26 protein-coding genes are annotated in these 24,984 nt (G+C 57.3%); 8 read left to right on the top strand and 18 right to left on the bottom strand.

All coding sequences use genetic code 11. The features are described 5' to 3' along the window. Together ORG26_RS18205 and ORG26_RS18210 are read right to left on the bottom strand one after the other, a co-directional pair. Positions 1-1,161 carry a hypothetical protein gene (locus tag ORG26_RS18205; protein ID WP_266364291.1) on the bottom strand — a complete coding sequence of 387 codons (1,161 nt, stop codon included), beginning with the start codon at positions 1,159-1,161 and terminating at the stop codon, positions 1-3. 99 nt (positions 1,162-1,260) lie between these two features. Continuing rightward, positions 1,261-2,220, bottom strand: a complete 960-nt coding sequence (locus ORG26_RS18210; protein WP_266364293.1) for a DUF2157 domain-containing protein — start codon at positions 2,218-2,220, stop codon at positions 1,261-1,263. Positions 2,221-2,334: 114 nt separating this feature from the next. Here ORG26_RS18210 and ORG26_RS18215 point away from each other — a divergent pair, with 114 nt between their 5' ends. Continuing rightward, positions 2,335-4,023, top strand: coding sequence for a VRR-NUC domain-containing protein (locus ORG26_RS18215; protein ID WP_266364295.1), 1,689 nt, complete (start codon positions 2,335-2,337; stop codon positions 4,021-4,023). A 6-nt stretch (positions 4,024-4,029) separates the two neighbouring features. Here ORG26_RS18215 and ORG26_RS18220 read toward each other — a convergent pair whose 3' ends face one another. Next, positions 4,030-4,767 (bottom strand): class I SAM-dependent methyltransferase, encoded by a 738-nt coding sequence (locus ORG26_RS18220; RefSeq protein ID WP_266364297.1) that lies wholly within the window; start codon positions 4,765-4,767, stop codon positions 4,030-4,032. A 181-nt stretch (positions 4,768-4,948) separates the two neighbouring features. On the opposite strand from ORG26_RS18220, the gene ORG26_RS18225 reads away from it, so the two are divergent. After that, a complete protein-coding gene (locus ORG26_RS18225) occupies positions 4,949-5,311 on the top strand; it encodes a c-type cytochrome (protein ID WP_266364299.1) in 363 nt (120 codons plus the stop codon). Positions 5,312-5,371: 60 nt separating this feature from the next. On the opposite strand, the gene rlmB is transcribed toward ORG26_RS18225, so the two are convergent. Together rlmB and ORG26_RS18235 are read right to left on the bottom strand one after the other, a co-directional pair. After that, positions 5,372-6,163: a 23S rRNA (guanosine(2251)-2'-O)-methyltransferase RlmB gene (gene rlmB / locus ORG26_RS18230; protein ID WP_266364301.1), complete on the bottom strand. Its 792-nt coding sequence runs from the start codon at positions 6,161-6,163 to the stop codon at positions 5,372-5,374. After that, positions 6,136-7,509 (bottom strand): GWxTD domain-containing protein, encoded by a 1,374-nt coding sequence (locus ORG26_RS18235; protein WP_266364303.1) that lies wholly within the window; start codon positions 7,507-7,509, stop codon positions 6,136-6,138. Before ORG26_RS18235 ends, rlmB begins: the two co-directional genes overlap by 28 nt. Before the next feature lie 249 nt (positions 7,510-7,758). Between ORG26_RS18235 and ORG26_RS18240 the strand changes: the two genes are divergently transcribed. Continuing rightward, a complete protein-coding gene (locus ORG26_RS18240; protein ID WP_266364305.1) occupies positions 7,759-8,541 on the top strand; it encodes a class I SAM-dependent methyltransferase in 783 nt (260 codons plus the stop codon). Between the two features lie 78 nt (positions 8,542-8,619). Here the strand turns inward: ORG26_RS18240 and ORG26_RS18245 are convergent, their stop codons facing one another. Together ORG26_RS18245 and ORG26_RS18250 are read right to left on the bottom strand one after the other, a co-directional pair. Continuing rightward, complete coding sequence (locus ORG26_RS18245; protein ID WP_266364307.1) at positions 8,620-9,510, bottom strand: SDR family oxidoreductase; 891 nt, start codon at positions 9,508-9,510, stop codon at positions 8,620-8,622. 95 nt (positions 9,511-9,605) lie between these two features. Continuing rightward, positions 9,606-10,427 (bottom strand): crotonase/enoyl-CoA hydratase family protein, encoded by an 822-nt coding sequence (locus tag ORG26_RS18250; protein WP_266364309.1) that lies wholly within the window; start codon positions 10,425-10,427, stop codon positions 9,606-9,608. Between the two features lie 191 nt (positions 10,428-10,618). On the opposite strand from ORG26_RS18250, the gene ORG26_RS18255 reads away from it, so the two are divergent. Next, a complete protein-coding gene (locus ORG26_RS18255) occupies positions 10,619-11,740 on the top strand; it encodes a trans-sulfuration enzyme family protein (protein ID WP_266364311.1) in 1,122 nt (373 codons plus the stop codon). A gap of 45 nt (positions 11,741-11,785) precedes the next feature. Here the strand turns inward: ORG26_RS18255 and ORG26_RS18260 are convergent, their stop codons facing one another. The 3 genes from ORG26_RS18260 to ORG26_RS18270 form a co-directional block, all read right to left on the bottom strand. Continuing rightward, on the bottom strand, positions 11,786-12,070 hold the full coding sequence (locus ORG26_RS18260; protein ID WP_266364313.1) for a hypothetical protein: 285 nt from the start codon (positions 12,068-12,070) through the stop codon (positions 11,786-11,788). A 57-nt stretch (positions 12,071-12,127) separates the two neighbouring features. Continuing rightward, positions 12,128-12,994 (bottom strand): SDR family oxidoreductase, encoded by an 867-nt coding sequence (locus ORG26_RS18265; RefSeq protein ID WP_266364315.1) that lies wholly within the window; start codon positions 12,992-12,994, stop codon positions 12,128-12,130. An 86-nt stretch (positions 12,995-13,080) separates the two neighbouring features. After that, positions 13,081-13,965, bottom strand: coding sequence for an SDR family oxidoreductase (locus ORG26_RS18270; protein WP_266364317.1), 885 nt, complete (start codon positions 13,963-13,965; stop codon positions 13,081-13,083). 200 nt (positions 13,966-14,165) lie between these two features. Between ORG26_RS18270 and ORG26_RS18275 the strand changes: the two genes are divergently transcribed. After that, positions 14,166-14,759 carry an NAD(P)H-dependent oxidoreductase gene (locus ORG26_RS18275; RefSeq protein WP_266364319.1) on the top strand — a complete coding sequence of 198 codons (594 nt, stop codon included), beginning with the start codon at positions 14,166-14,168 and terminating at the stop codon, positions 14,757-14,759. 75 nt (positions 14,760-14,834) lie between these two features. Here ORG26_RS18275 and ORG26_RS18280 read toward each other — a convergent pair whose 3' ends face one another. From ORG26_RS18280 to ORG26_RS18295, 4 genes are all read right to left on the bottom strand, one after another. After that, positions 14,835-15,986 carry a cysteine desulfurase family protein gene (locus ORG26_RS18280; protein ID WP_266364321.1) on the bottom strand — a complete coding sequence of 384 codons (1,152 nt, stop codon included), beginning with the start codon at positions 15,984-15,986 and terminating at the stop codon, positions 14,835-14,837. A gap of 115 nt (positions 15,987-16,101) precedes the next feature. Then, a complete protein-coding gene (locus ORG26_RS18285; RefSeq protein WP_266364323.1) occupies positions 16,102-16,764 on the bottom strand; it encodes an NAD-dependent epimerase/dehydratase family protein in 663 nt (220 codons plus the stop codon). Between the two features lie 42 nt (positions 16,765-16,806). Then, a complete protein-coding gene (locus tag ORG26_RS18290) occupies positions 16,807-17,184 on the bottom strand; it encodes a DUF2752 domain-containing protein (RefSeq protein ID WP_266364325.1) in 378 nt (125 codons plus the stop codon). Further along, positions 17,184-17,711 (bottom strand): CD225/dispanin family protein, encoded by a 528-nt coding sequence (locus tag ORG26_RS18295; RefSeq protein WP_266364326.1) that lies wholly within the window; start codon positions 17,709-17,711, stop codon positions 17,184-17,186. The genes ORG26_RS18290 and ORG26_RS18295 overlap by 1 nt, the downstream gene beginning before the upstream one ends. Positions 17,712-17,841: 130 nt before the next feature. Here ORG26_RS18295 and ORG26_RS18300 point away from each other — a divergent pair, with 130 nt between their 5' ends. The 3 genes from ORG26_RS18300 (at position 17,842) to ORG26_RS18310 (ending at position 20,755) form a co-directional block, all read left to right on the top strand. Beyond that, a complete protein-coding gene (locus tag ORG26_RS18300; RefSeq protein ID WP_266364328.1) occupies positions 17,842-18,897 on the top strand; it encodes an NHL repeat-containing protein in 1,056 nt (351 codons plus the stop codon). 181 nt (positions 18,898-19,078) lie between these two features. Further along, positions 19,079-20,167 carry an NAD(P)-dependent alcohol dehydrogenase gene (locus ORG26_RS18305; protein WP_323134285.1) on the top strand — a complete coding sequence of 363 codons (1,089 nt, stop codon included), beginning with the start codon at positions 19,079-19,081 and terminating at the stop codon, positions 20,165-20,167. A gap of 39 nt (positions 20,168-20,206) precedes the next feature. After that, complete coding sequence (locus tag ORG26_RS18310) at positions 20,207-20,755, top strand: DUF4126 family protein (RefSeq protein WP_266364330.1); 549 nt, start codon at positions 20,207-20,209, stop codon at positions 20,753-20,755. Positions 20,756-21,373: 618 nt separating this feature from the next. On the opposite strand, the gene ORG26_RS18315 is transcribed toward ORG26_RS18310, so the two are convergent. The 4 genes from ORG26_RS18315 to ORG26_RS18330 form a co-directional block, all read right to left on the bottom strand. Further along, a complete protein-coding gene (locus ORG26_RS18315; protein ID WP_266364332.1) occupies positions 21,374-21,529 on the bottom strand; it encodes a hypothetical protein in 156 nt (51 codons plus the stop codon). Between the two features lie 167 nt (positions 21,530-21,696). Next, on the bottom strand, positions 21,697-22,368 hold the full coding sequence (locus ORG26_RS18320) for a response regulator transcription factor (RefSeq protein ID WP_266364334.1): 672 nt from the start codon (positions 22,366-22,368) through the stop codon (positions 21,697-21,699). Between the two features lie 154 nt (positions 22,369-22,522). Continuing rightward, a complete protein-coding gene (gene glmM / locus ORG26_RS18325; RefSeq protein WP_266364336.1) occupies positions 22,523-23,923 on the bottom strand; it encodes a phosphoglucosamine mutase in 1,401 nt (466 codons plus the stop codon). Between the two features lie 217 nt (positions 23,924-24,140). Further along, entirely contained in the window at positions 24,141-24,977 is an 837-nt protein-coding gene (locus ORG26_RS18330; protein ID WP_266364338.1) for a transglutaminase family protein, read from the bottom strand. Positions 24,978-24,984 lie beyond the last annotated feature (7 nt).

A 24,984-nucleotide genomic window follows, 5' to 3' on the forward strand; every position in this document is an offset into this window, starting at 1 on the left:
TCAATATTTCTCACCAGCCCCGCCGCCGCCAAAATCTCCCTCGCCAAACCGCAGTTCGTCAGTATTGTGGGACAAACCCGGTGCGGCGGATTGCACCACCGTCAGCGTTTCGGGGGCGAACAGCAGGTCGTCGGGAGACTCTTCGTCGGGCTGGTCAGTGAAGCCGTGCCGGGGCGTTTTCAGAAAACGGATGATGAAACCCGCCAGCAAAATCAGCAGGAACCCATTCAGGGCAACGTAGGTTTCCAGCGAAAACAGGGGATGGTAATACCGTAAAGCCGAAAGGGCTCCGGCCAGACCCAGAAAGCTCATGATGAGCAGCGGCCGGTCCCGTTTGCGAAGGCCCAGCACCAGAAGCCCCGCCGGAATCAGAAACGTCAGCAGCCAGAACAGCCACCCCAGTGCGATTTCCGGCGGTTCCGGCGAACGGGTGTCCAGCAGCCAGAAGTTGACCGTCCGGACGACAAAGTAATTGCTGCTCAGAATCAGCAGGGCCAGCGCCAGCCATTCCAGCAGGGTAAAATCGTCTTCCCAGTAAAGCAGACCGGGCCGGTTGTCGTAGTGCCGGGCCAGCGCGTAGAGCCCGCCACCCGCGGCCATGCCGACAAAGGGCAGGATCGCCTGGCCTGCGGGCAATTCGAGCGTAAAGTCGACCACCGCCGTACAGAACGCCGCAAACGCCGCGAAGGTCACCAGCAAATCGCCGTAATACCAGACCGAAGTGAGCAGGATCGGCAGCGTAGCCAGACAAATGGCCCAGGTAGGCAGCCCGTCCGGCAGAAGCCCGCCAAGGCCCGCGGCCACCAGACCCGTTGTGACCAGAACCAGCGCATTGTCGATGCCCGACCGGTAAAAATGCTTTTCGCGCAGCAGCACATGCAGCAGCACGGTTACAATAAGGCCGGTAGCCAGACTGAGCATGTTGATGTTCAGCAGCGGGTCGAACAGCGAAACGAGCAGGAAAAAAAGCCCGCTGACGGCCACCATCGTAAACACGAACAAACCAATTTCGACAAAGCCGTTCGTCTGGCGGAACCCCACCGGATGTTCCGTGCGGATACGGCCCAGTTGTTCGGCAGACAGCAGACCGCGCCGTTGCCAGCGTTCGGACTGCCGGACAATCTGCCGGTTGCGGAGCCAGGTTTCGTTATATGCTTTCATAAAGAAATTGAGCGGTTGGTGGACAGTGGTCAGCGAGTCGTGGTGAGTGCTCCGCAGAGTTTGCATGGAGGCGAAACACTGGCCACTAACCACTATTCGCTACTTACTGACCACTTTTTTATACGACAGTAAATAAACAATCAGCCCAATGCCCGTGACAATCCAGTACAGATAGGCCGTAGTGGTACCGGGTTTGAGGTAGTGGAAAATCAGGTATGTCAGGCCGATATAGCCGTAAATGGTACTCATCAGCAGGAACAGAAACGACTGCTCCTTCCGGGCGTAGACGGCAAATCCATAGCAAACCACCGCCAGCACCGCCGTCAGAATCAGGTGGTATTCCGGGAAGTTGAACAGCCCGGCGATGAGCGCGACCAGCATCAGGTTGCCCGCAAAGGCGAGCGTCGTGTTGGTAAAATGCCGTTTGATGCGTCGGTGATCCAGGTAAAGTGCCCCGGCAATGAGCAGCACCGCCAGCAGCAGGGCCGATACCAGCACCGACAGGTCACGCAGGTTGCCTTTAAAGTAAAATTCCAGCGGCCGGATTGTAACCCCGACCCACGAAATCAAGGCCGTCAAACCCAGAGAGAGCACGCCCCGGTGGTCGAAGGCGTAGGCCAGGGCGATGAACAGCACGGCCGGAATGGCCGTAACCAGTCCGTAGCGCGTCCCAAAAATGGTGTACGTATACTGCGCATAGCCTTCCAGCGTCAGAAAAAGCAGGCAGCCGAGTAGCAGCGCGTATTCACCAAAGGGCGTTTTGGTACCCGTCTGAACCGGCATGTAAGGCTTTTTGTCCCGAAAAGCAAAGGCAAAACAGGCGGCGCACAGCAGCGTCAGCACCGACAGCAGCGCGTTATGGCCGATGCGGTCAAGATTTTCGTAGATTAACAGACCGGCTCCCGTCGTGAAAAGCAAAATACCCAGATAGAGCATCACCCGGAGTTCCCAGTGGACCGAAAAGGGCCTGTCGGCTTCCGCCCGTTCGAGCGTAATCCGGTGCTGCCGGGTAAGAATCTGGTCTTTTTCAAGTATATCCAATATCCATTCTGGGGACATAAAGGGAGATTTTGGTGTTTATTCTAAGCGCAGTTCAACCCAGACTTTTCGCCAGAAGAGATTTTGTGTCTGCTGCCGAAAACGTAGCGCTTTCTGCGTTTAAACTGAAATGCAATGGCTTCCGGACAGCAACAACTTGAATTACCGCCGAAATATTACCTCGATTATTTCCGCTACCTCATCGGCTTTGTCCGCCGGATGTATGGACATTTGTTAAACGAGTCGGAAACGTCGTTTATTGACCGTTTTGAAAACCTAACCGAAGACGCGCAGTGCTTGTTCGTGCGATTCAGCAACCGGCGCGGTCTGTTTTTCCGGATCAATAAGCTGCAATATAAAGAAATCGAAGAACTGCCTGCCGCCGTCGGCGAGCTGCTCATTCAGGGATTCATCGAACGCCTCAACCCGCACCACGAGGTGATGGGCAACGAGGTGCTGAACACGTTTACCAAGCCCGAACTGCTCAGTCTGCTGCCGCTGGAGCCGGAAGAACTGCGCCCGCTGTCGAAGGAAAAGAAAGAAGGCATCCTCCGGTACGCCCTGCACGAACTGGATTTTGCCGAAATCGTGACGAGCCTGACCACCCGCGAAACGGTGGTCAAGATGAATTACGAGGCGGAGGTGATGATGCTGAAATACCTGTTTTTCGGCAACCGTTCGTCGGATATGAGCGAATTTGTCATCCGCGACCTCGGCAAGGTGAGCTTTGAGCGTTACGACGAAAGCAAGCTGACGCCCCGCTTCTTCAGCCGCAAGGAAGTGGAGGACAAACTGCTTATTTCGCTGACCAACGAAGAATTCCACGAACTGCAGGACGCCGCCACGCCGCCCGAGGACATTTACAACTGGTTCATGAACTGGAACGAAACCCGGCCCGAGCTGACCGAAATTGCCATTCCCGGCTATGCCCGGCTTGTGACCCGCGTCGGCGGCTACCTCGAACGGCAGAAACTGCCCGAACAGGCCATGCAGGTCTACCAGCTCACCGATAAGGTTCCGGCCCGCGAACGCCGCGTTCGGCTGCTGGCCAAATCCGGCCTGACAGAAGAGGCGCTGGCCCTCTGCGACGATATTGCGCTGACGCCCCAGAACGCCGACGAGCGGTTTTTTGCGGTTGATTTCCGGGAAAAAATCCTGTCGGCGGCCGAAAAGAAGCGGAGCCGCAAGTCCACGACGCGCTTTTTGTCGGACGCCGAAAGTGTGGCGATTCCCGCCGTGTACCGGCACCACGTCGAAGCGGGCGTCATGAATCATTTTCTGGAAGAAGGCCGGGAGGCGGCTTTCTCCGAAAATTATCCCTGGCGCGGGCTGTTCGGGCTGGTATTCTGGGACGTTATTTACGACGCCAACGTCTCGGCCATCCACCACCCGCTGCAGCGCGCCCCGTCGGACTTTTACCTGCCGGACTTTTACCTGAAACGGGAGGATGCCCTGAAAAAGCGGCTGGCCAGTCTCAAGACCCGGGACGACTGGCGGGCGCATACCGAAAAGATTTTTCGGGAAAAAGCCGGTATCACCAACGTGCTGGTTGACTGGAACGAGGAACTGCTGAACCTGGTCCTGCGAATCATCGACCTGCTGGAACCGGAGCAGCTGGGCCTGATTCTGCTGGAAATGTCGCGGAACCTGCGCGAAAACACCCGGGGCTTTCCGGACCTGCTGATCTGGAACGAAACCGGCGACTACGAATTTGTCGAGGTCAAATCCCCGACCGACCACCTGAGTGCCCAGCAGCTGCACTGGCTACAGTTTTTCCAGACGCTGGACGTGCGGGCGCGCGTGCTGCGGGTAGAGTGGGTCTGAGGCTCTCTAAACCCGTCCGGTCCGCAGAAATATCGGGAACCGTACCTCCCGTTCCCCGTTGCCCCAGACCGCTTTTAATTCGTCTTCGATCAGCGAGACCGGGTCTGTTCCGTGCTGTTTCTGGTATTTCTGCACGCTGGACCACGTGCGTAGGTAATTCAGAAACCGCCCGGAGTCCCAAAGTCGGCTGGCTACAAACCGTTCGTGCCGGATGTCGGCAAAGGGAAAAGCCAGTTGGGCGTACTGGTCCTCTACGTGCCGCCGCATGGCGTCCCAGAACGGCCCCACCAGGTCATTGTAAAAATACCGCACAATCCGGTCCACTTCCGGACTTACTTCGTTCAGTCCGTATCCCCATTCGGCAAGGGTCGCTCCGGGCCGGGCTACGCGCCGGACTTCCGCATGGAAGGCGTCCACATCGAACCAGTGCAGAGCCTGGGCCACGGTGACCAGATCGAAATGGGCGTCGGGGAAGGGCGTTTTCTCGGCGGCCGACACCCGGTAGGTCAGGTTGCCGCGGGCGGGGGCGTTTTCCAGCTGATTCGCGCTCAGGTCGGTGGCTTCTACTTCGTCAAAATAGTCGGCAAGTACCACGGCGGCCTGCCCGTTGCCGGTGGCGCAGTCCCAGGCTCGCCGGCGATTGGGCGTGCGGCTTAACAAAAAATCGTACAGCGAGTTTGGATAATCAATACGGTAGCGGGCGTACAGACTGGCGTGTCCGGAGAAGCGGTCGAGGGTAGACATGGGGGCGGATTTTTTACATAATGCGTTAAACTTTCCGGGGAAGTTGAAGTCAAAGCTCGGGTTCCGGTTGGAAAAAGCCAAGTATAAATTGGCACATCTGTGGTTTCCGCTTAATTTTGTTTGTTACTAAACCAAAGCCTTCGGGTCCCTTTTTGTTTCACCATTTTTTGCTCTTTTTCTCATGAAAAAACTGTTTGGATTGTTTGTTGCGGTGCTGGTAGGAACGGCGGCTGTCGATGCACAGGCGCAGACCAAAGTGCCCGACGACATCAATGCCCTGTTGCAGAAGAATACCTGTCTGGCCTGCCACAATGCCGATAAGCGCGTCGTGGGTCCGGCTTATAAGGATGTTGCCAAGAAAAAATACACCAACGACCAGATTGTGGACCTGATTTACAATCCGAAACCTGAGCACTGGCCCGGCTATCCTCCGATGGCACCGATGAAGCAGGTGCCGAAGGACGAGGCGCTGAAAATCGCCAAGTGGATCAACTCCCTGAACGGCGGCGCAGCGGCTAAAACGGCGACCAAGAAAAAAGCATAATGTTTAATGCAAAAGAGCCTGACTTGCAGAAAGTCAGGCTCTTTTGTTTTAATTCGATTTTTATTCCCCGCTGAAAATCCGCTGCCGTACGGCTTCGTACAGCACGACACCCGTCGCCACCGAGACGTTCAGCGATTCGACGTTGCCTACCAGCGGAATCCGGGCGTGGTGATCGGCCAGATGCAGCAGCTCCGGCGAAATGCCGTCCTCTTCGGAGCCCATGACGATGGCCGTCGGGCCGGACAGATCCACTTCGTACAGGTAATTGTCCGTTTTTTCGGTACAGGCCACTACTTTGATGCCCGATTCCTTCAGGTATTTGATCGTTTCCTCCAGGTTCACCTCGCGGCTGACGGCCACGTGATTCAACGCGCCCGAAGACGTTTTCATGGCGTCGGCATTAATCAAGGCAGCACCCCGGGCCGGAATCACAATGCCCTGCACCCCGGCGCATTCGGCAGTCCGGGCGATGGCTCCGAAATTGCGCACGTCCGTAATCCGGTCCAGAACCAGCAGCAGCGGCACGTTCCCCTGTTCGAATACGTCGGCAATGATGTTCGACAACTTTGCGTAATGCACCGACGACACGAAGCAGATCGCGCCCTGGTGATTTTTGCGGGTAATCCGGTCCAGCCGTTCGGGTGGAACGCGCTGGATGGTCACTTTACGTTCAAAGGCGAGTTGTTGTATTTCCGGGTAGCTGCCGCCTTTGAGCAGATACAGCCGGTCGATGTCCTTGCCGGACCGGAGCGTTTCGGTAACAGATTGAACGCCAAAGACAAACTCCTCGGGGTTGGGCTTCGGACGGTCGGAATGATGACGATTTACTCGCGGATTGCGCCTGTTCTCCATGCTTCTACGACGGGATACCAGATGGGTTGGTACTCCACGTACCGCACCAGTTCATAGTGGTCCTCGACAAATTGATTGGGTCTTCTGGTAAATGTAAAATTGATCTCGGAGACGTTGGCGCGCTGGTTATACACCCACACTTCGCGGTCGCGGCTGCGCTGCACGCGGTCGGGCGGACCGAGGATGATGTAAATCATGCCCTTGTCGGTTTTCCAGCCTTCCTTATGCGTCGTAAACAGCCGGTTGGCTTCCTCCACGCGGTTGTAATAGGCCCGGACGGTCCGGCGCGCCACGTCCTGATTGCCCGCCATCAGCGTCAGCCAGTAACGGTCCAGTGCTTTCTTAACGTCGGTAGCCCGGTTAAGTTCCCCGTTTTCCTGGGTTGTGCTCATGTACATGACCGGCTTGACCAGCTTTTCAGGACGGGTCAGCCGCGGAAAACGCTTGTCGCCCACCAGCAGACCCACGCCGTTGGCGTCGGTGGTGTCGGCCAGAAAAAGATAAAGTCCTTCTGCCGGAAGAATAACCGGCTGGTTGGTCGTCACCGTCAGGGTCGAGTCCACGTTCAGCGAGCGCGGGGTCGTCCGGGGGGTGGTGTTCATCGGGGAAGAGGCCGCTTCGAACTCGTGCCGGTAGCGCAGCACCTGGAGCGGTCGCGAAGTGCCCGCAACGTCGCGGATCAGAACCGTGTCGTTGACCGTCGCGAAGTTTTTCAGCACCGGCAGGCCCGTTTTCGGGTCGAAAAACGTGAAGTGGTCGCTCAGGCGGGTTTGCCGGAAACGGATCGGCAGGTCGTGCAGAACCTTCCGGCCGCTGTTGGTTTCGACAAATTCGGCCAGCATCACGCCCGACACGACCGTTTTGGGTTTGGGAACATCAAAGAAAACGGTCAGGTGATGGTCTTCTTTATCGGGCACGTCGGCCGTGACGTTCTGGTTGCTCAGCGTAACCGAGCCGTAGCCAAGCCGCTCCCGGTTGTTGTAGTCGGGGTAGATAACGTAGTTTAGCACAAAACGGGCGCCCAGGTCGTCCACCGTCGCGAAGGCCTGTCCCTTCTGGGCAATGACGTTCATGTATACCCGGACCGTCGAGGAATCTTTGTGCAGATAGCGGCTTTTGACGGAGGTCATCCTCCAGTCCGGACCGGAAGTCGGCGAGGAAGGCGTCGTGCTGCTGCCTGCGGGGCGTGTCGGCGTGCTCTGTGCGGTCTGGGTCCCGGCTTTCTGGGCCCGTTGCCGTGCCAGTTCTTTCGCTTTTTTGGAAGAAGTGCATCCGGTCAGGAGGGACCCCGACGAGAAAGCTCCGGTCAGAATGGCTATACTGAGAAGTAAAATACGAACGTTCATAATCGGTCAAAAGTCAGTTACAAAACGAACGAATCGGTTTGATTGACGTGTCCGCGTGGTTTTTTCGTTCAAGTTAGCACAAAAGCCGTAACTTTAGACCCCGGATTGCGCTGATTTATGGATTTACACTGAATGCGCCCGAACGGAATCAGAGGAAAGCGGACCAGGCTGGTTCTGGAAAAGCGGCCTGATTTTGTACGGAAATCAGTGTAATCCCGAAAACAGCAGAATCCAAGTTCAAGACGGATCATGTATAAAACCACCGAAATCACCTCTGCCGAAATCGCTTCGGACAATCCCGTTCACCAGCGGCTGCTGTTTCCCTACGTCGAAGCGGCAAAGATGGTCAGCGGCAAGGTGCTCGAAATAGGCTGCGGCTGGGGACGGGGAACCGAACTGCTCACCCAGGCGGCCGATCACTACACTGGAATCGACAAGAACGGCGCGCTCATCGAAGCCCTCCAGCAGCAATACCCGCAGTCCCGGTTCATGCAGGCGAACATCCCGCCGCTGGCCGGCCCCAACGGCGTACCGCTGCCGGACAACGAATTTGATTATGTAGTGACGTTCCAGGTTATCGAGCACATCGAAAACGACGACCTGTTTGTCAAAGAAGCCTGCCGCGTGCTGAAGCCGGGCGGAACGCTGCTGCTGACGACGGTCAACCGGCTTTTCTCGCTCACCCGGAATCCCTGGCACGTCCGCGAATACACCGCCGACGAGTTGAAGAACCTCCTGCGCCGCCATTTCCCGACCGTAGCCACGGAAGGAATTCACGGCAACGCGAAGGTGATGGAGTACTACGAACAGAATAAGGCGTCGGTCGAAAAATTCACCCGCTTCGACATTCTGAACCTGCAATACCGCCTGCCGCGCTGGATGCTCCAGATTCCGTACGACATTTTGAACCGCATGAACCGTAACAAACTGCACGAGCAGGGTGGCCTGGCGGCCGAAATTCACTACACCGACTACGTCCGCAGCCAGAACCCGGCGGGCAGTCTGGACTTCTTCTATCTGGCGAAAAAATAACCTCTGTACCGCGGCGCGCTGCCCGTTGAGGTTTAGCAAAACAAATGCTCAACGGAACAGCGCGCCGGGGTGCAGACCTTACTTGCTTTCCCGATTGGCCTGCTTGATGCTCTGCGCAATCAGGTCCCACATCTCCGGCGTTACCTGTTCAAGGTGATTGAACTCCCCGTTGGAAAGCACTTCGCCGCCGTCGATGGTGACGCATTCGCCCGTCATGTAGGCCGAATAGTCGGACATCAGGTAAGCCGCCAGGTTGGCCAGTTCCTGGTGTTCGCCCACCCGTTTGAGCGGGATACGGCTCGTTGGGTCCATCATTTTCATTAAAGGTTCCGGAAACAGCCGGTCCCAGGCCCCTTTGGTCGGGAAGGGCCCCGGTGCAATGCAGTTAAGGCGAATGCCGTACTTACCCCATTCGGCGGCCAGCGATTTAGTCATGATGAGCGCCCCGCCTTTAGCCACTGCCGAGGGCACCACGTAGCCCGAACCCGTGGAGGCGTACGTAGTGGAAATATTCAGCACCGTGCCCCGAATCTTGTTCTCGATCCAGTATTTACCGACAGCGAGCGTGAAATAATACGTGCCGCGCAGCACAATATCGACCACCACATCAAAGGCTTTGTACGACAGTCGTTCGGTGGGGCTGATGAAGTTGCCTGCCGAGTTGTTGAGCAGCCCGTCGATGCGCCCGAACCGTTCAATCGTCGCGCCGATGACCTTTTCGATTTCATCCGGCTTCCGGACATCGCAGGCCACGGCCAGCACCTGACCGGCTCCCGGCGCACCGGCCAGTTCGTCGGTCAGTTCCCGGGCCGTATCGTCCAGAACATTTTGCCGACGACTGCAGATGGTCACATTCGCGCCCAGTTGCAGAAAATAGCGGGTCATGGACTTGCCGAGGCCCGTACCGCCGCCCGTCACAATAATGGTTTTGCCTTGTAAAGCTCCGTCGCGGAGCATGCCCTGAGTCATGAGAATAGCGAATTAGTGAATAGCGAATGGCGAATAATGAATTGGCGAACAGCGTTTTGGCAGAGCCGATTCGCTATTCGCTAATTCACTATTCGCTATTGATTAAAAACCGGCTTCCGCCGTTCCATTGTCGCCTGAATCGCTTCGGCGAAGTCGGCGGACTGAAGCTGGGAGGAATTCCAGACGGCGACGTATTGCAGGCCGTCCTCGATGGCTTTGCCGATGCCGTAGTTCAACACGGCTTTCGCGCCCTGTACGGCCGTGGCCGAGTTGTCGGCAATCTGCCGGGCCATTTCGGCCGCTCTGGCAAAAAGCTCTTCCGGACTGGCGTACACATGATTAACCAGCCGGATTTTTTCGGCAAAAGCGGCGTCAAAATCCCGGGCCGTAAACGCCAGTTCGCGGGTGTAGCCTTCGCCGATGATGCCGGGTAGCCATTGCAGACCGCCAATATCGGGCGTGATGGCCAACCGGGCCTCGCGCAGACTAAACTTCGCTTCGGCCGAACAAAGCCGGATGTCGCAGGCAGCGATGAAGTTGACACCTCCGCCGATGCACCAGCCATGCACCGCCGCAATGACGGGCTTCGGCGATTCGTGCAGTTTCTGAAAACCGCTCTGCATCTGCCGGATCATAGCCATGAGCTTGCGGCGGCCGTCGGCCATGACGGTGCCGGTCAGCAGGGCGCCCATGCGGGGGAGCATCCGGGGCAAATCCAGACCATAGCTGAAATGGTCGCCGCTCCCGCGCACGATGATGACACGAACAGCGGAATCCTGCGTCAGTGCGTCGGCGGCTCGGGGCAGTTCGTCCCAGAATTCCGGCCCCATCGCGTTTCCTTTGCCGGGACCCAGCAAGGTGAGCGTGGCGACGCCGTCGGCGGTTTCTACCCGTAAGGATTGATAGGAATTCTCCATGTGGAAAGGTGGTATGCTTGCATACCTTTGTTTTCAAAGGTAGAAAAGCCCTTGTTTATATAAAAAAAACGGGGAAAATATTTCTTCTGGCCAGATATGCGGGCGGGATAAAGCAGAAGTTCCTGCTAACGCCTTACTTCGTGTTCTGTAATTGTCTGTTGGCTCTCCTCACAACTTTGCTTTGCCCGCTGATGAACTTCGATACACTCGCTCTATGGAGCACGCACTTTAAGGATGAAAACGCGGGTGCGGTGGCCCCGCCGATCTACCTGACCACGACTTACGAAAAAGCCGCCGACGGCTCGCTGCCGCACGGTTTTCTCTACAGCCGCATGAACAATCCGAATCGGGAGGCTGTCGAGAAAAGTCTGGCGGCGCTGGAGGGCGGAGCGCTTGGAATGGCTTTCGCCTCGGGGCAGGCGGCGGCGATGGTGCTGTTTCAGGCCCTGCGGCCCGGGGATCACGTCATCGTGGCCGACGATGCTTATTACGGTACCCCCGCTTTGCTGGAAGAAGTGTTCGGCCCCTGGGGACTGCTTTTCGACCGCGTGGATTTGACAAATTCCGACAACCTGAAAGCGGCCCTGCGCTCGACAACGCGGCTGGTATGGGTCGAAACGCCTTCGAATCCGCTGCTGAAAGTGACTGATCTCCGGGCCGTTACGGAACTCGCAAAGTCGGTGGGGGCCGCCACCGTCTGCGACAACACCTGGGCCACGCCTTTTCTCCAGAAGCCGCTCGCGCTGGGCTGTGATGTGGTGATGCACTCGACGACCAAGTATTTCGGCGGCCACAGCGACGTGTTAAGCGGGGCGCTGATTTTTAAGGAAGAGACCGAACTGGCCCAGCGCGTCAAGCGGCTACAGGTGCTGGGCGGGGCTGTGCCTTCTCCGTTCGAGTGCTGGCTGGTGCTGCGGGGCATCAAGACGCTGGCGACGCGGGTGCGGGCGCAAACAGCCTCGGCGGCGCAGCTGGCCCGCTTTCTGACCGAGCATCCGGCGGTTGAAGCGGTGCATTATCCGGGCCTGCCGACACATCCCCAGCACGAAATCGCCAAAGCGCAGATGACCGACTTCGGAGCCATGCTGTCGGTTCAGGTGCGGGGCGGAGCCGTGGAGGCGCTGGCGGTTGCCGGACGGCTGAAGCTGGTTACCCACGCAACGAGCCTCGGAGGCGTGGAAAGTTTAATAGAACACCGGGCGTCGGTAGAAGGGCCGAACTCGACTACGCCGCCGAACCTGCTGCGGGTCTCGGTCGGGCTGGAAGCCGTGGAGGATTTGATAGAAGATTTCAAAGAGGCCCTTCAACCCTAGATAAAAATGAATGCCATATCTGGGAGATATGGCATTCATTTTTATCTAAGGTTGGTCCTTTTTGGGCTGCGGCAACGACGGCATTCTGGGCGCCTGTTCGGGGTATTTATTCGGCATGACCGCAATGCCCGAACTATCCGGTAATCGGACAGGCATGTTGTCCAGGCCCGCGCGCATGACATTTTTGGAATCGCCCGGCTGTCGGTAAAAATAGGTGCCCAGGCGTAAAACATCGGGCGACGAACGGCGCGAGGAGTCCGCGGAGATCGTCTGGGCGCTGGCCGCCAGCGAACCCAGCAAACCGACAAGACTGCAAAGGAAATACTTCATGACCGGAATTGTCTTTAGCCTAAAGATACAATTCCGGCCCGAAGTGTTGCAAATGGGTCAGACTTTTACCAGCGCCGTCCGTTCCTTCAGATGCGTCAGCTGTTCGCTCAGCTCCCAGAGCTTCTTGGCGTTAAAGTCGCTTTGGGCATCACTGTTGGGCGTTTTGGGGCGGCATTTGTCAAAATAAAGCCCCGTAACCTTGTTGACCTCGGGCGAAGAGGCCAGGTAAATGCTGGTCTGGGCCCCTTTCTCCGGCGAGATAAAAAACGGTTTCATCAGTTTGAACGCCAGTCCCTGCAAACTGACCGCGCCAACGCCGAAATTGGTGTTTACCGCTCCCGGATGCAGACTGTTGGACGTGATGCCATCGTTCATCAGCCGGTTAGCCAGTTCTTTGGCAAACAGAATATTGCACAGCTTCGACGCCCCGTAGGTATTCATGCCGCTGTAGGAGCGGGGGCGGGCCATTTCGTTCAGGTGAAAACCTCTGTTCCAGCGGTGGGCTTCGGACGAAACCGTCACGACCCGGCTCTGCTGGCCTTTCTTCAGCAAATCCAGCAGCAGGTTCGTCAGCAGAAACGGACCCAGGTGATTCGTGGCGAACGTCAGTTCAATTCCCTCGGGCGAAAACGCCTGTTTGTCGATAAACAGCCCGGCGTTGTTGAGCAGAACATCGAGGTGGTCATACCTGTCGATCACTTCCCGGGCGGCCTGCACGACCGATTCCTGAGAGGCCAGATCGCACTGGATCAGGTCCACCCGTTTAGTCTGGCTGACCGCCTTGATTTCCTGCCGCACCGGACGGGCTTTGTCCAGGTTGCGGCACAGCATCAGAATATCGAAGCCCTTTTTGGCCAGTTCAAGGGCCGTAATACGCCCGATACCGGAATTGGCACCGGTAATGAGGCAAAGTTGTGATTGCATAGGGAGGACGATAAAAGCTTATGGTGTGAGGTTGCTCCGCCGTTTTGCAAGGCGGAGTAACTTCAAACGCTAAACCCTAAACTATTTTAGAGTGTACTGAACAATTCCAATCGTTTCTGATAATCAATGACGCCGGTGAGCTGTTCGCTGAGTTGCCAGAGTTGTCTGCCCAGTTCCCGGTCCTGGGCTTTGGCGCTCGGTTCATAAGGGGCGCAGTTGGCAAAATACAGTCCCGTCACATAATGCACTTCGGGGGAAGACGCCAGGTAAACATGGGTTTTGGCCAGCACTTCCGGCGGCGGGGCGAAAAACTTACCAATCTGAAACGCCGTGTACAGCAGTCCTTTGGCGTCGCCGTCTTCCGCAAAATTGGTATCGACCAGCCAGGGGTGAAGGGCGTTCACGGTGATACCGTCGTCCATCAGCCGGTCGGCCAGTTCGAATGTCCAGAGAAGCTTAGCCAGTTTGGAGTCATTGTAAGCGCCCAGGGCGCTGTAGTTTTCCGGCGTGCGGTGAACCAGCGTCTCGAACCGGGCGAAGCGGTGAAGTTCCGACGCCACGTTGATAATCCGGGCTTCGTTGCTTTTCCGAAGCAGGTCCAGCATCAGCTGCGTGAGCAAAAAAGGCCCGAGGTAATTGGTGGCAAACGTCAGTTCGATGCCGTCCGGCGAGTATTGCAGCGGGTCTACCACGCGCCCCGCATTGTTGATGAGCACGTCGATGTGGTCGAAACGGTGATGAATGTTTTCGGCCGCGGCCCGCACCGAGTCCATGCTGCTTAAGTCACAGGAAACCAGATACACATTCCGGGTTTTGCTGACCGACTGTATTTCCTGCTGGGGCCGGATACTGCGCTCTACATCCCGGCACAGCATGATAATATCGAACCCCTGACGGGCCAACTCCATTGCCGTCACTTTCCCTAACCCTGAGTTAGCGCCCGAAATCAGGCAAATCCGCGCTTGCTCCATAATTCACGTGTTGAGTACAGTGGGCTAAACTAAAAGCGTTGGCGGGCTGTTTGGAATAAGAATACATTCTTAGTCTGGCCTGCTTCCGACGGCGGTCGCCCGGCAGGGGTCAGGGCAGACGCAACGTGCTGAAGAGCCGCTGGCGGGGTCTGCGACCGCCGTCAGGGCTGGCGAATACAACCTTATAGTTTACCTGACCAATGAAGACAGTCATCATGTCGGCCTCGCCGCGTGCCCAAAGTGGTTCGCTGCGGGTAGCCCATTTTCTGGAAAAAATTCTGAAGGAACACGAAACGACGGAGGTATCGGTCGTTTCGTTTGAGCACTACGATGTTCCGCTGGTAGGCCAGGGCCAACTGGACCCGGATAACCTGACGGACTTTCAGCAAACGGTATTAAACGCCTGGAAAGAAGCGGATCTGGTCTTTTTTCTGGTTCCGGAATACAACTGGACCACCAGTCCGCAACTGCTGAATCTGCTGCACCAGGCCGGCGGCCCGAAGTTCGCCCATCTGTTTGACAACAAGGTGTTTGCCGTGGCCGGAACGTCCGGTGCCCGCGGCGGCCGTGTACCGGCCCTGGAAGTGACGACGGTGCTGAACAAACTCATCAACTTCCTGAACAAGTACTCAATCGTTTCGCCCCGCATCTGGGAATCCCACGAAACGTCGCTGAACCTGAACGAGTCCGGCGAATCGACCGGCAACGCCATCTACGAAAAAGCCGCCCGCGCCTTTGTGGAGTACTCGCTGAACGTAGCGCAGCGGTGGAACGTGGGGAGCCTGGTTGAGTGAAAAAATGAATGAATAATGAAGGCTCCGCCTCTTCTCCCGTATTGGATTGAGGCGGAGCCTTCATTATTCATCATTTCAAAGCATCTGCTTCTCCTTCTGAAACAGCCCCACCAGCGTATCGACCACAAAGTCCACTTCGGCTTCGGTGTTGTATTTGCCAAAAGAGAAACGGATGGCGTCGCGGGCGGGGTCAAGACCGGGCAGGGCCGCCAGCACATGCGAACCGATGTTGGTCCCGCTGGAACAGGCGCTGCCGCCGGAAGCCGAAATGCCGGTAATGTCGAGGTTGAACAGCAGCATATCGCTCAGATCCGAGGCGGGCAGGCTGACGTTCAAAACCGTGTACAGGCTGTTTTGAAGGTCGCCGGAAAGACCGTTGAACGACACCCCGTCCAGTTTTTCGGTCAACTGGGCAATCATCCGCCGTTTCAGGTTTTCGATATGAGTGCGGTGGCTGTCCATGTCGCGGTAAGCGATTTCGAGCGCCTTCGCCAGCCCGACGATGCCGTATACGTTCTCGGTACCTCCGCGCATGTTGCGCTCCTGCGCCCCGCCGTGGATGAAAGGATGGATTTTGTTATGGGCGTTGACGTACAGAAACCCGACGCCTTTGGGTCCGTGAAACTTGTGCGCCGCTCCGACAATAAAGTCCACCGGAAGTTTCTGCAAATCATGGCGGTAGTGGCCCATCGTCTGCACCGTATCCGAGTGAAACACCGCGTTGTACTGGCTGCAAAGCGACCCGACGGCTTCCAGATCGAGCAGGTTACCGATTTCGTTGTTGCCGTGCATGAGGGAAACCAGCGAACGCGGGGCGGTTTTGAGCAGGTCTTCCAGATGGGTCAGGTCGATGCGGCCCTGTTCGTCCACATTCACCAGACTGAGCTTTACCTGTCCGAGGTGGGCCAGGTGTTCGAGCGTGTGCAGCACGGCATGGTGTTCGAGCGGGGAGGTGATGGCGTGCGTCAGGCCATAGGACGCGATGGACGACCGGATGGCTGTGTTGTCCGCTTCGGTGCCGCCCGAGGTGAAGAAAATCTCGGCCGGGGACGTGTTCAGTAGCGTCGCGACTGTCTTGCGGGCTTTTTCCACAGCCGAGCGCACCTTGCGTCCGTGGGAATGAATGGACGATGGATTACCGAATTCTTCGGTCATCAGGGGCAGCATCGCCTCCAGCACCTCCGGGTCGAGGCGGGTGGTGGCGGCATTGTCAAAATAAACGCGCATAGGCGTGAGGGATCAAATAAAGAAAGTACAAAGGTACAGAACTCTATAGGCTTCAGCAAAGTCAAGTCTTCTCCGTTTCCCGGTTTTCTGCCTGCGGCCTGTCCGGGTCGTGGGTTCAGACGCGTGCCAGTTCCTTAAAATCTTTTACCTCCAGAATGGACTTGGGATAGCCTTTCAGCACACTGTTGATCATCGCCTGACCGAGCTGCTGCATGGTGCTGGCGAGGTTAGGGGAAAGGGTGTCCAGGATAGGAAACAACCAGCCCACATACCGATAATAGCTCTTGGTATACCGTTGCTCCGGCAGCGCTTTGATAAAACCCGGCCGAAAGTTGTACACCGCACGAAAGGGCAGGCGCGTCAGGGCGTTTTCGGTCCGGCCTTTCACCCGCGCCCACATCACCCGCCCCTGCTCCGTACTGTCGGTCCCGGCACCGGAGACGTACGTGAAGACCATGCCCGGATTGAGCGCCGCAAGCTTTTGGGCTACGTTCAGCGTGGTGTCGTAGGTAAGGCGGGTATAATCGGCCTCGTTCATGCCGACCGAACTCACTCCGGCACAAAAGAAGCAGGCGTTGTAGCCGGACAACTGCGCTTCCAGTCCGTCCAGTTTCAGGAAATCGGGGACAAGGCATTCTTTCAGTTTGGGGTGAGTCGTACCGTTGGGTCGGCGGCCCAGCAGCAGCACCTCCGTAACGGCCGGATGCGCCAGACATTCCAGCATAACCCCTTCCCCGACCATGCCGGTAGCGCCCGTAATGATGACTTTAATGTCCATATCCTTTTTGTTAATGCGCTTCTGAGGGGAACATCGGCCCGGTTATAAAAGTGCCTGCCCGATGCGCCAGCCCCACCAGAGCAGCACAACCAGCAGGCCAAGACGGGCTGCTTTCAGGCCGAACCAACGCTGCCGGAACACCGGATACGTCGAGCGAAGCGGGCTGTATTCCACCACAATTCCCAGCAGGACGTAAGGCAGGGACAGCACCAGCAGCGGATTATGCAGAAAAGCCGTGTGCAGACGGCCGTGCAGCAGGTGATGGACGCAGCGTTGCGAACCGCAGCCCGGACAGGGCAGGCCCGTAAGCCACCGAAACGGGCAGGGCGGAAACAGCCCTCCCTGCGCCGGGTCGAAACGATAGTACAGGTACAGCAATCCCGCTCCGGCAACCAGGAACAGGATTCGGAAGGGCTTCATCAGGAAGAAAAAATGGCTCCGGCGATTCCCAGCATAAACAGCAGGAAATAAATACCAATAATGACCAGACTGGCCAGAAGACCATATTTGGTCCAGCGACCGGCCTCCAGCGATGCCTGCTGCGCCCCGGCAAGATCGCCGATCCGGTAGCGGGATTCGACCCTCGACGCGTTGATGATACCGACAATGCCCAGCGGCAGGCAGCAGAACAGCGTCACCAGAATGGACTCCACCAGCCAGGTCTTCGGCATCACGCCGCCCGGATACCCGCCGAAGTTCTGGGGCGCCGGACCGACCTGCGGATACGCGGCAGTCGGCGGCATTCCGTAGGGCTGGCCGGTCGGGGGAGCGGTGGGAGCGCTGCCGAAATACGGACGAATTTCGGGAACATCGGCCGCCCGGGTCCAGTTGGTCATGCCCTGCATCCAAACCAGCGTGTCGGGGGTGATGGGCTGGGTACGAAGTTGTTCGACGGAAAAAGGACCAACCTGCTGGTTGTTGTTGTCGAGATAGTAGTATTGGTTCATTAAAGGATAGGAAGAGGATGAAAACGTGGGTCAACAGTGCTAAATAGGGAAAATTCTGCAGTTGAAAAAGGCGGTAATATGAAATTTTGTGCGACGGTTAATAAATTGGGGGCATAAACCACCAAACGCCATGAGAATCAGGTTGATCGTCCTGTCGCTGCTGCTGTTTTCTGCCCCGGTCCGGGCGCAGTCCGCCTTTCCCAAACTTCCTTCATCGGCGATGGCCATCGCCGTCGATAGCCGGGATAACCTGATTATCGCCGCTCACATGGACCGGATTCTGAAGCTGGCTCCGGACGGTACGCTGACCGTTCTGAACGGTGATTTGAAGAAAGCAAGAATCTCCGGGGCTTACCCGAGCTGCCGCGCCCTGGCCATCGATGCGCAGGATAACGTGTACATGGCGAGCGACGATCTCATCTGGAAAATGACCCCGGAGGGGAAGATTACTCTCTTTGCCGGAGTGCCGTACATGGCGGCGGCGAAGGACGGACCCCTGAAAACGGCCCAGTTCCGGAGCATCGAACATCTGAAAATCGACCCGGCGGGCAATTTGTACGTGACCGAACGGGACAATACGAACAAAGACAATCTGGGCGATTTTTACCTGATTCGCAAAATTGATACGAACGGTCTGGTCACAACGCTCCTGAATACCCGGCAGCATCCGGTCCTGAAGACAAAATGGATTGCCGGAATGGGGGTCGATGCCGGGGGAAACCTGTATCTGAGCGACGGGGCCGGACGGTGCATCCGCAAGCTCGACTCCGGCGGGGCCGTCAGCACGGCGGCGGGACTCTGCGGAAAGCGCGATTTTCATCCGGTTTACGTGCAGGGCGACATCAGCAAAGCCGAACTGATGGCCCCGCAGGACATCGTTATCAACCCGAAAGGCGACGTTATCTTCATCGACGGACGTCTGAACCGTCTCATCAAAATCGCTAACCGGATCGTCGCCACCCTCGCCGGAAACAGCGAAATCCAGCCCAACAACGTCAACATGGGCGGCCGTTCAAAAGAAGGCTACAAGGACGGCAGGGCACTCACGGCCCTGTTCAACTTTCCGCAGCGGTGCGCCATCGCGATGGACAGCAAACAGAACATCTACATTCTCGACGGGGGCAACGACTGCATCCGCAAACTGTCGGCCGATGGAATGGTGACGACGGTGGCGACGAGCCGGTAGCCCGGTCAGGCGTCTGTACGCCCCCGAACCCGTTAGAGGCCTCTCCGCAGGCTACTTTTTTCCGAACCATTCATTCCGAAGGCCGTTACAAACCCAAACCTCCGTTCATCATTGGACCAGACGGGTTCTGAATAGGCGACGGCCCCAGCGGTGCCACCGGTGACCGGAAAAACCTGTTTTTATGGCAACAATCAAAACAAAAGCGTACGGTGCCAAAGCCTCGCTGATCGATTCCATGAGTCGGCTCTCGCGCATGGATATTGAGCGCCGGGCGCCGGGGGAGGACGAACTCCTGATCGACATTCTGTACTGCGGCGTATGCCATTCCGACCTGCACCAGGTTCGTAACGACTGGGCCAATACCATCTATCCCTGCGTTCCGGGCCACGAAATTGTCGGCCGGGTGACGCAGGCGGGCAGCGGCGTGACGAAGTTTGCGGTGGGCGATGTGGTGGGCGTCGGCTGCATGGTGGATTCCTGCGGCCAGTGTGCCTCCTGCCAGGATGGGGAGGAAAATTACTGCGAAGGGCCGGTCAGCTGGACGGCTACCTACAACGGCTACATGAAACCCAACGGCAACGGCTTCAATACCTTTGGAGGCTATTCGACCAGCATTGTTGTCCGGGAGTCGTTCGTACTGCGCATTCCGGAGGCGCTCGACATCAGCCGCGCTGCGCCCATCCTTTGTGCTGGGGTAACGACTTACTCTCCTTTGCGGCACTGGGACGTGAAAGCCGGAGACCGGGTTGGCGTCGTCGGCCTGGGTGGGCTGGGCCATATGGCCGTGCAGCTGGCCAAAGCGATGGGTGCCCAGGTAACGGTCATCACGCACAGCGAAGAAAAGCAGGGCAGTGCCGAAGCACTGGGCGCGGACGAGGTGTTGCTGGAAAGCGACAAAAAAGCAATGACCGCGCACGAATTGGCCTTTGATTTTCTGCTGGTGACGATTCCCGACAAGTTCGACGTCAATCCGTACGTCAGTTTGCTGAAGAAAAACGGCTCACTGGTAACGGTAGGCATGCTGGGGCCGTACAAAGGGCCGCTGAACAACATGGAAGTGGCGTTTCACCGGCGGAGCCTGTCGGGCTCGCTGATCGGGAGCATCGCCGAAACGCAGGAAGTGCTGGATTTCTGCGCCGAGCACGGCATTCAGCCCGAGGTAGAACTGATCGAGATGAAAGACATCAACAAGGCGTTCAGCCGGATGCTCGACAACGAGGTCCGGTTCCGGTTTGTGATTGATATGCAGACGCTGAAGGACGAGGAGTGAGGACGTGCTCCGGGCAAAACCATTGAAAACGAAAACGTTATGATACAGACATACGCCAAAGCTTTTGGCCTGGGCATTATTGCCGGGATGCGCTCATTTGTCGCCCCGGCCCTGTTGAGCCACAAACTGGTCCGCACGATTCCGGCCAAGGAGCCGAGCGAACCGATTCATTATTTTGTGCAGCCGCAGGCCAGTCTGGCCCTGAAGGTGCTGGCGGGTGGGGAGATTCTCGCCGACAAGATTCCCAATGTGCCCGACCGTACGGTGGCACCGGAGTTTGGCTTCCGGGTCGCGTCGGGGGCGGCCTGCGGAGCCATTGTCAGCCAGACCGAAGGCGCGGCCGTACCGGCAGGAGCGGCGGCGGGCGGTTTGGGAGCCGTCATCGGGACCCTGGCCTTTTTCCGCCTGCGGCAATGGCTGGATGAAGAAGTGGGCCTACCCGACCCGCTGGTGGCGCTGGTCGAAGATGCGCTGGCTATTGGCATTGGCTGGTCGATTGCCAACTCCGTCGAAGCGGCCCCGGCTCCCGCTCAGGAACGCATCACCGCACCCGGCGAAGAAGCTGTATTAGCCGATTATTACGTCTGATTTTTGGCAAAAACGGTTCGTCTTTGCCAAAGATGCCGCTTCATTCATAAAGATGGATCATATTAATCAAGGACGAAGCATCTTTTGATAAAACGTCGCCTCCTCAGGTAAAATATGCGACGTTTTTATCAAAGATGCTTCGTCTTTAATCAAGGATGCGGCATTTTAAGCAATTATGGAGCATTTTAAGGTTGGCTACGCCCCATTTTTGAGAAAGTGGGTTAGTAATGCAGGTTCCGATTCGTTCGGTCAAAACGCTGCTTTCGCTTCCAGATTGAGAGTATTTTAGATGATTTATAGTTGTTTGTCCCGCTGTTTGTGAAATAATTTGCCTCGCTGGCCGATTTTCTTTCAGAAATTTCAGCCGTAACGTCTGTCCCTGCCGGGATGTGCAGGACCGCTATGCCGGACGAAACGCTGCCGGAATTTTTATACATGCGGGCAAATACCATTGGCAATACGGAGACTATGAAGTGTTTCTTCGCAAAAGATTTGTCGAAATCGCCGATTACCCGCCCGGAACCTCAGGTTGACGTCATGACAATATCGCTGGCCAGTCCGGTCTGAGTTGCTGGTTATTTGCAGCTAAACCCGCTGGAAGAAGCTATGATACCAGATTCAACGTCCAGTTTTTCCCCAGGCGTAGCTTACATAAAACCCAAACGACGAGTTGATCAGCACCCGGCTGACGGGGTACCGATTGCCAAATAGCGCGGGTGGGGGCGAGCCGTTCAGACTGGCACTCCCGGCCAGCGTACCGGTATGGACATTCATCAGGCCGGGGTTGAACTCGATGTGAAACGAAAGCACCGATGGCCGTCGGCGGGGAACGGGCGTCAGGTTTTCTTCTTCCTGACGGCCCAGCCGGATCGCCGCGCCGATTCGTATAGGCCCTGCGAACCCGTTTTGGCAAATTATTACTGCTTTTCAGGAGAAAACTTTTAGGGCCGGAAACTGCCGGGCAGCGAACTGCCGGGCAACGAGTGCCGGGCGGCGTAGATGACCAATTGGCGGGTTGTCGTCAGGCCGAGCTTCTGTTTGAGGTTAGCGAAGTGGCTGGTCAGGGTAGTAGAACTGATGCCAAGGGCGTCGGCTATGGCGTCGTTTTCCAGGCCGTCGGCCAGCAGCCGCAGCACCTGCTTTTCCCGATCGCTGAGCCGCCGCAGCAGGGGAGCGCCCTTTTCCGGGTGGCTTGACGTGTCGCGCAGCCAATCCATCAGCGCAGGGCTGACGTAGCGCCGCCCCTGCCGGATGTGGCGCAGGCAGGTGAGGTATTCCTCCGGTCCGGCACCGGGGGTGAGGTAACCGCTGAGGTTGGTGGTCAGGGCCTCGTGGGTGGACAGCCCCGTATCCGAAACGCGCATGACGCAGTCGGCCCGGCAAAGCTGTTTGGCCTGCCGGACGAGTTCGTAGCCATTGACACCTGCGAGGTAGGATTCGGTCAGAAAGAAGTCGGGTTGCTGGCTGGCGAGGTGTTCGAGAGCGGGGGCCGGTTCGCAAAAGATGCCACAGGAAACGTAGCCGCCGCCGGTAAGGGCATCACTAATCGACTGTGCTTTGGATGTGTAAGCTTGTAAAAGCAGAAAACTGCCTGCGCAAAGAGCTTCGTTCACGCTTGTCATGAAGTGTAGCGGTAAGAAAGGTAGGTTTGCGCAAGCAAATTAGCAGACAAACGACAATACTCTCTCAAGCCTTTCGTAAACGGCAAAAAGAAAGCCCGCGCATTTGCTGCACGGGCTTTTTATCCAGTGTCTTCAGGTAATTTATTTACATCTTCGCCGAAATCACTTCCTTGATATCCGCGATGATTTTCCCGGCCAGATGGTCGGCCGTGGCGAGGGTGTCGGACTCGGAATAGATGCGGATGATGGGCTCGGTGTTGGACTTCCGCAGGTGTACCCACTCCTTGTCGAACTCGATCTTCACGCCATCGATGGTGTTGATCGGATTGCGGGCGTACTTGGACTTGATGCGCTCCAGCACGGCGTCCACGTCGATTTCGGGCGTCAGTTCGATTTTGTTTTTCGAAATGTAATAGCTCGGGTACGTCCGGCGCAGCACCGAAGCGGATTTGCCGGACTTGGCCAGATGGGTCAGGAAAAGCGCAATGCCGACCAGCGCATCGCGGCCGCTGTGCAGGTCGGGGTAGATGATGCCCCCGTTGCCTTCGCCGCCGATCACCGCGCCGACTTCGTTCATCATTTCCACCACGTTCACTTCGCCCACCGCCGAGGCGTAATGCGTACCGCCATGTTTCTGCGTCACGTCGCGCAGCGCCACCGTCGACGACAGGTTGGACACCGTATTGCCCGGTTTGTTCTTCAGCACGTAATCCGCGACGGCTACCAGCGTATATTCTTCGCCAAACGGCGAGCCGTCTTCGCAAATCAGCGCCAGCCGGTCTACGTCGGGATCGACGACGACGCCCAGGTCGAAGGCGCCGCGTTCCATCTCCTTGATAATGTCGCGCAGGTTTTCCGGCAGCGGTTCGGGGTTGTGGGCAAAATTGCCGGTCGGTTCGCAGTGCAGTTTCTGGATGGTTTCCACGCCGAGGGCTTCCAGCAGCATCGGCACGGCAAGTCCGCCGGTCGAATTGACGGCGTCTACCACAATCCGGAACTTGCGGGCGGCCACGGCTTCGCGGTCTACCAGCGGCAGGGCCAGAATGGCGTCGATATGTTTTTGCAGCCAGGTAGCATCGGTGCGGTAACTGCCCAGTTTGCGCACGTCGGCAAATTCAAACGCTTCGCTTTCGGCCAGCGCGAGGACTTCGGCCCCGTCGGCGGCGGAGATGAATTCGCCTTTTTCGTTCAGGAGTTTAAGCGCATTCCATTGAATCGGGTTGTGGCTGGCCGTCAGGATGATGCCGCCCGCTGCCTTTTCGCCCGGAACGGCCATTTCGACCGTCGGGGTGGTAGACAGGCCGAGGTCGATGACGTTCAGGCCCAGACCCTGCAGCGTGGCCGAAACCAGTTGGGAAACCATCCCGCCCGACAGGCGACCGTCCCGTCCGATGACGACCGTGTGCGGACCGTCGCCCGGCTGTCGCGTACGCAGCCATTGCCCGAATGCCGCCGAAAATTTCACTACATCGAGCGGTGTCAGGCCCTCGCCTGTCCGGCCGCCAATCGTTCCCCGGATTCCGGAAATAGACTTAATTAATGCCACGTTGATTGGATTGAAAACAATGTTTTACAGGATACAAAGATAGCGGTCGGTGGGTAGTGGGAGTAGTTAGGGTTAGGATTTTTTAGTGAACAGTGGGAGGTGGTAAGTCGTAAGTCGATTAGTCGTAAGTGCTCCGCAGGATTACTATTGAGGCGAAGTACTTACGACCGCAGCGGCGGACCGCTTACGACTTACGACTGATTGACTTACGACTGACCTAAAACATCTCCACTTTTGTCTCCATCGTCGACCGCACTGATTTGCCGATGAAGGTTCCCCCGAGCGGAGCCAGTTTATCGTGATAGTACGAGGCCGCCAGCGGCAGGTGTTTGTTAATGACCACGTGGCCTTCCGTGGGGTCAAAGCCCCGCCACCCGGCACCCGGCAGATACGCTTCCGCCCAGGCATGCAGTTCGTGTTCCTGCTGCGGATTTCCGAAGAGGTAGCCGCTCACAAACCGGGCTGCAATGCCGAGGCTCCGGCAACAGGCGATGTACAGCACTGCGTAGTCGCGGCAGGACCCCCGGCGCGAGTTCAGCGTTTCTTCCGGGTCATGGGCGTGACCCACTTCCCGGACCTCGTACGTAAAGCCTTCGCGGATGCGTGAGCAGAGCAGCGTCAGAAACGGGACCGTATGCCAGCGGGTTTCGTTGGCAATCTGCCGGGCAAAATCTTCCACCTTCATCGTAACCGAGTCCCGTTCGAGGTAAGGAGCCAGGGTGCGCTGCTGGTTGGCCGAATACCGGAACGGCATTTTTTCGGTTTCAAACGGAAACAGCACGAAATCGAACGAATTGAACGGCTCGGACTGCACCTTCATCTCCGCTTCCACGGTCAGGGACCGACATTCACCCTTGAAATACACCATCTGCTGGATGTTGCCCTCGGTGTCCGTGTTGCGGGCAACCAGGCTCGGTTCCGGCTCGATCCGCAACTGATAGTCGTTCAGGCGCTGGTGCGGCCCTGTCCGGGGGTAGAGATAAAGCGTGTGCGGCTCCAGAAAAACGGGGGCGGAGTAATCGTAGCGCAGGCGGTGCCGGACGTGCAGTTCCATCGTGTCG

The sequence above is a fragment of the Tellurirhabdus rosea genome (assembly GCF_026278345.1).
Classification (GTDB): Bacteria; Bacteroidota; Bacteroidia; order Cytophagales; family Spirosomataceae; genus Tellurirhabdus; species Tellurirhabdus rosea.

Coding starts and splice junctions, on each gene's coding strand:
- ORG26_RS18305 (WP_323134285.1), top strand. CDS start 19,079: ATGGCAACAATCAAAACAAAAGCGTACGGTGCCAAAGCCTCGCTGATC.
- ORG26_RS18270 (WP_266364317.1), bottom strand. CDS start 13,965: ATGGAGCAAGCGCGGATTTGCCTGATTTCGGGCGCTAACTCAGGGTTA.
- ORG26_RS18265 (WP_266364315.1), bottom strand. CDS start 12,994: ATGCAATCACAACTTTGCCTCATTACCGGTGCCAATTCCGGTATCGGG.
- ORG26_RS18295 (WP_266364326.1), bottom strand. CDS start 17,711: ATGAACCAATACTACTATCTCGACAACAACAACCAGCAGGTTGGTCCT.
- ORG26_RS18255 (WP_266364311.1), top strand. CDS start 10,619: ATGAACTTCGATACACTCGCTCTATGGAGCACGCACTTTAAGGATGAA.
- ORG26_RS18300 (WP_266364328.1), top strand. CDS start 17,842: ATGAGAATCAGGTTGATCGTCCTGTCGCTGCTGCTGTTTTCTGCCCCG.
- ORG26_RS18225 (WP_266364299.1), top strand. CDS start 4,949: ATGAAAAAACTGTTTGGATTGTTTGTTGCGGTGCTGGTAGGAACGGCG.
- ORG26_RS18260 (WP_266364313.1), bottom strand. CDS start 12,070: ATGAAGTATTTCCTTTGCAGTCTTGTCGGTTTGCTGGGTTCGCTGGCG.
- ORG26_RS18285 (WP_266364323.1), bottom strand. CDS start 16,764: ATGGACATTAAAGTCATCATTACGGGCGCTACCGGCATGGTCGGGGAA.
- ORG26_RS18205 (WP_266364291.1), bottom strand. CDS start 1,161: ATGAAAGCATATAACGAAACCTGGCTCCGCAACCGGCAGATTGTCCGG.
- ORG26_RS18220 (WP_266364297.1), bottom strand. CDS start 4,767: ATGTCTACCCTCGACCGCTTCTCCGGACACGCCAGTCTGTACGCCCGC.
- ORG26_RS18330 (WP_266364338.1), bottom strand. CDS start 24,977: ATGGAACTGCACGTCCGGCACCGCCTGCGCTACGATTACTCCGCCCCC.
- ORG26_RS18215 (WP_266364295.1), top strand. CDS start 2,335: ATGGCTTCCGGACAGCAACAACTTGAATTACCGCCGAAATATTACCTC.
- ORG26_RS18250 (WP_266364309.1), bottom strand. CDS start 10,427: ATGGAGAATTCCTATCAATCCTTACGGGTAGAAACCGCCGACGGCGTC.
- ORG26_RS18235 (WP_266364303.1), bottom strand. CDS start 7,509: ATGAACGTTCGTATTTTACTTCTCAGTATAGCCATTCTGACCGGAGCT.
- rlmB (WP_266364301.1), bottom strand. CDS start 6,163: ATGGAGAACAGGCGCAATCCGCGAGTAAATCGTCATCATTCCGACCGT.
- ORG26_RS18275 (WP_266364319.1), top strand. CDS start 14,166: ATGAAGACAGTCATCATGTCGGCCTCGCCGCGTGCCCAAAGTGGTTCG.
- ORG26_RS18210 (WP_266364293.1), bottom strand. CDS start 2,220: ATGTCCCCAGAATGGATATTGGATATACTTGAAAAAGACCAGATTCTT.
- ORG26_RS18245 (WP_266364307.1), bottom strand. CDS start 9,510: ATGACTCAGGGCATGCTCCGCGACGGAGCTTTACAAGGCAAAACCATT.
- ORG26_RS18310 (WP_266364330.1), top strand. CDS start 20,207: ATGATACAGACATACGCCAAAGCTTTTGGCCTGGGCATTATTGCCGGG.
- ORG26_RS18280 (WP_266364321.1), bottom strand. CDS start 15,986: ATGCGCGTTTATTTTGACAATGCCGCCACCACCCGCCTCGACCCGGAG.
- ORG26_RS18290 (WP_266364325.1), bottom strand. CDS start 17,184: ATGAAGCCCTTCCGAATCCTGTTCCTGGTTGCCGGAGCGGGATTGCTG.
- ORG26_RS18315 (WP_266364332.1), bottom strand. CDS start 21,529: ATGAATGTCCATACCGGTACGCTGGCCGGGAGTGCCAGTCTGAACGGC.
- ORG26_RS18240 (WP_266364305.1), top strand. CDS start 7,759: ATGTATAAAACCACCGAAATCACCTCTGCCGAAATCGCTTCGGACAAT.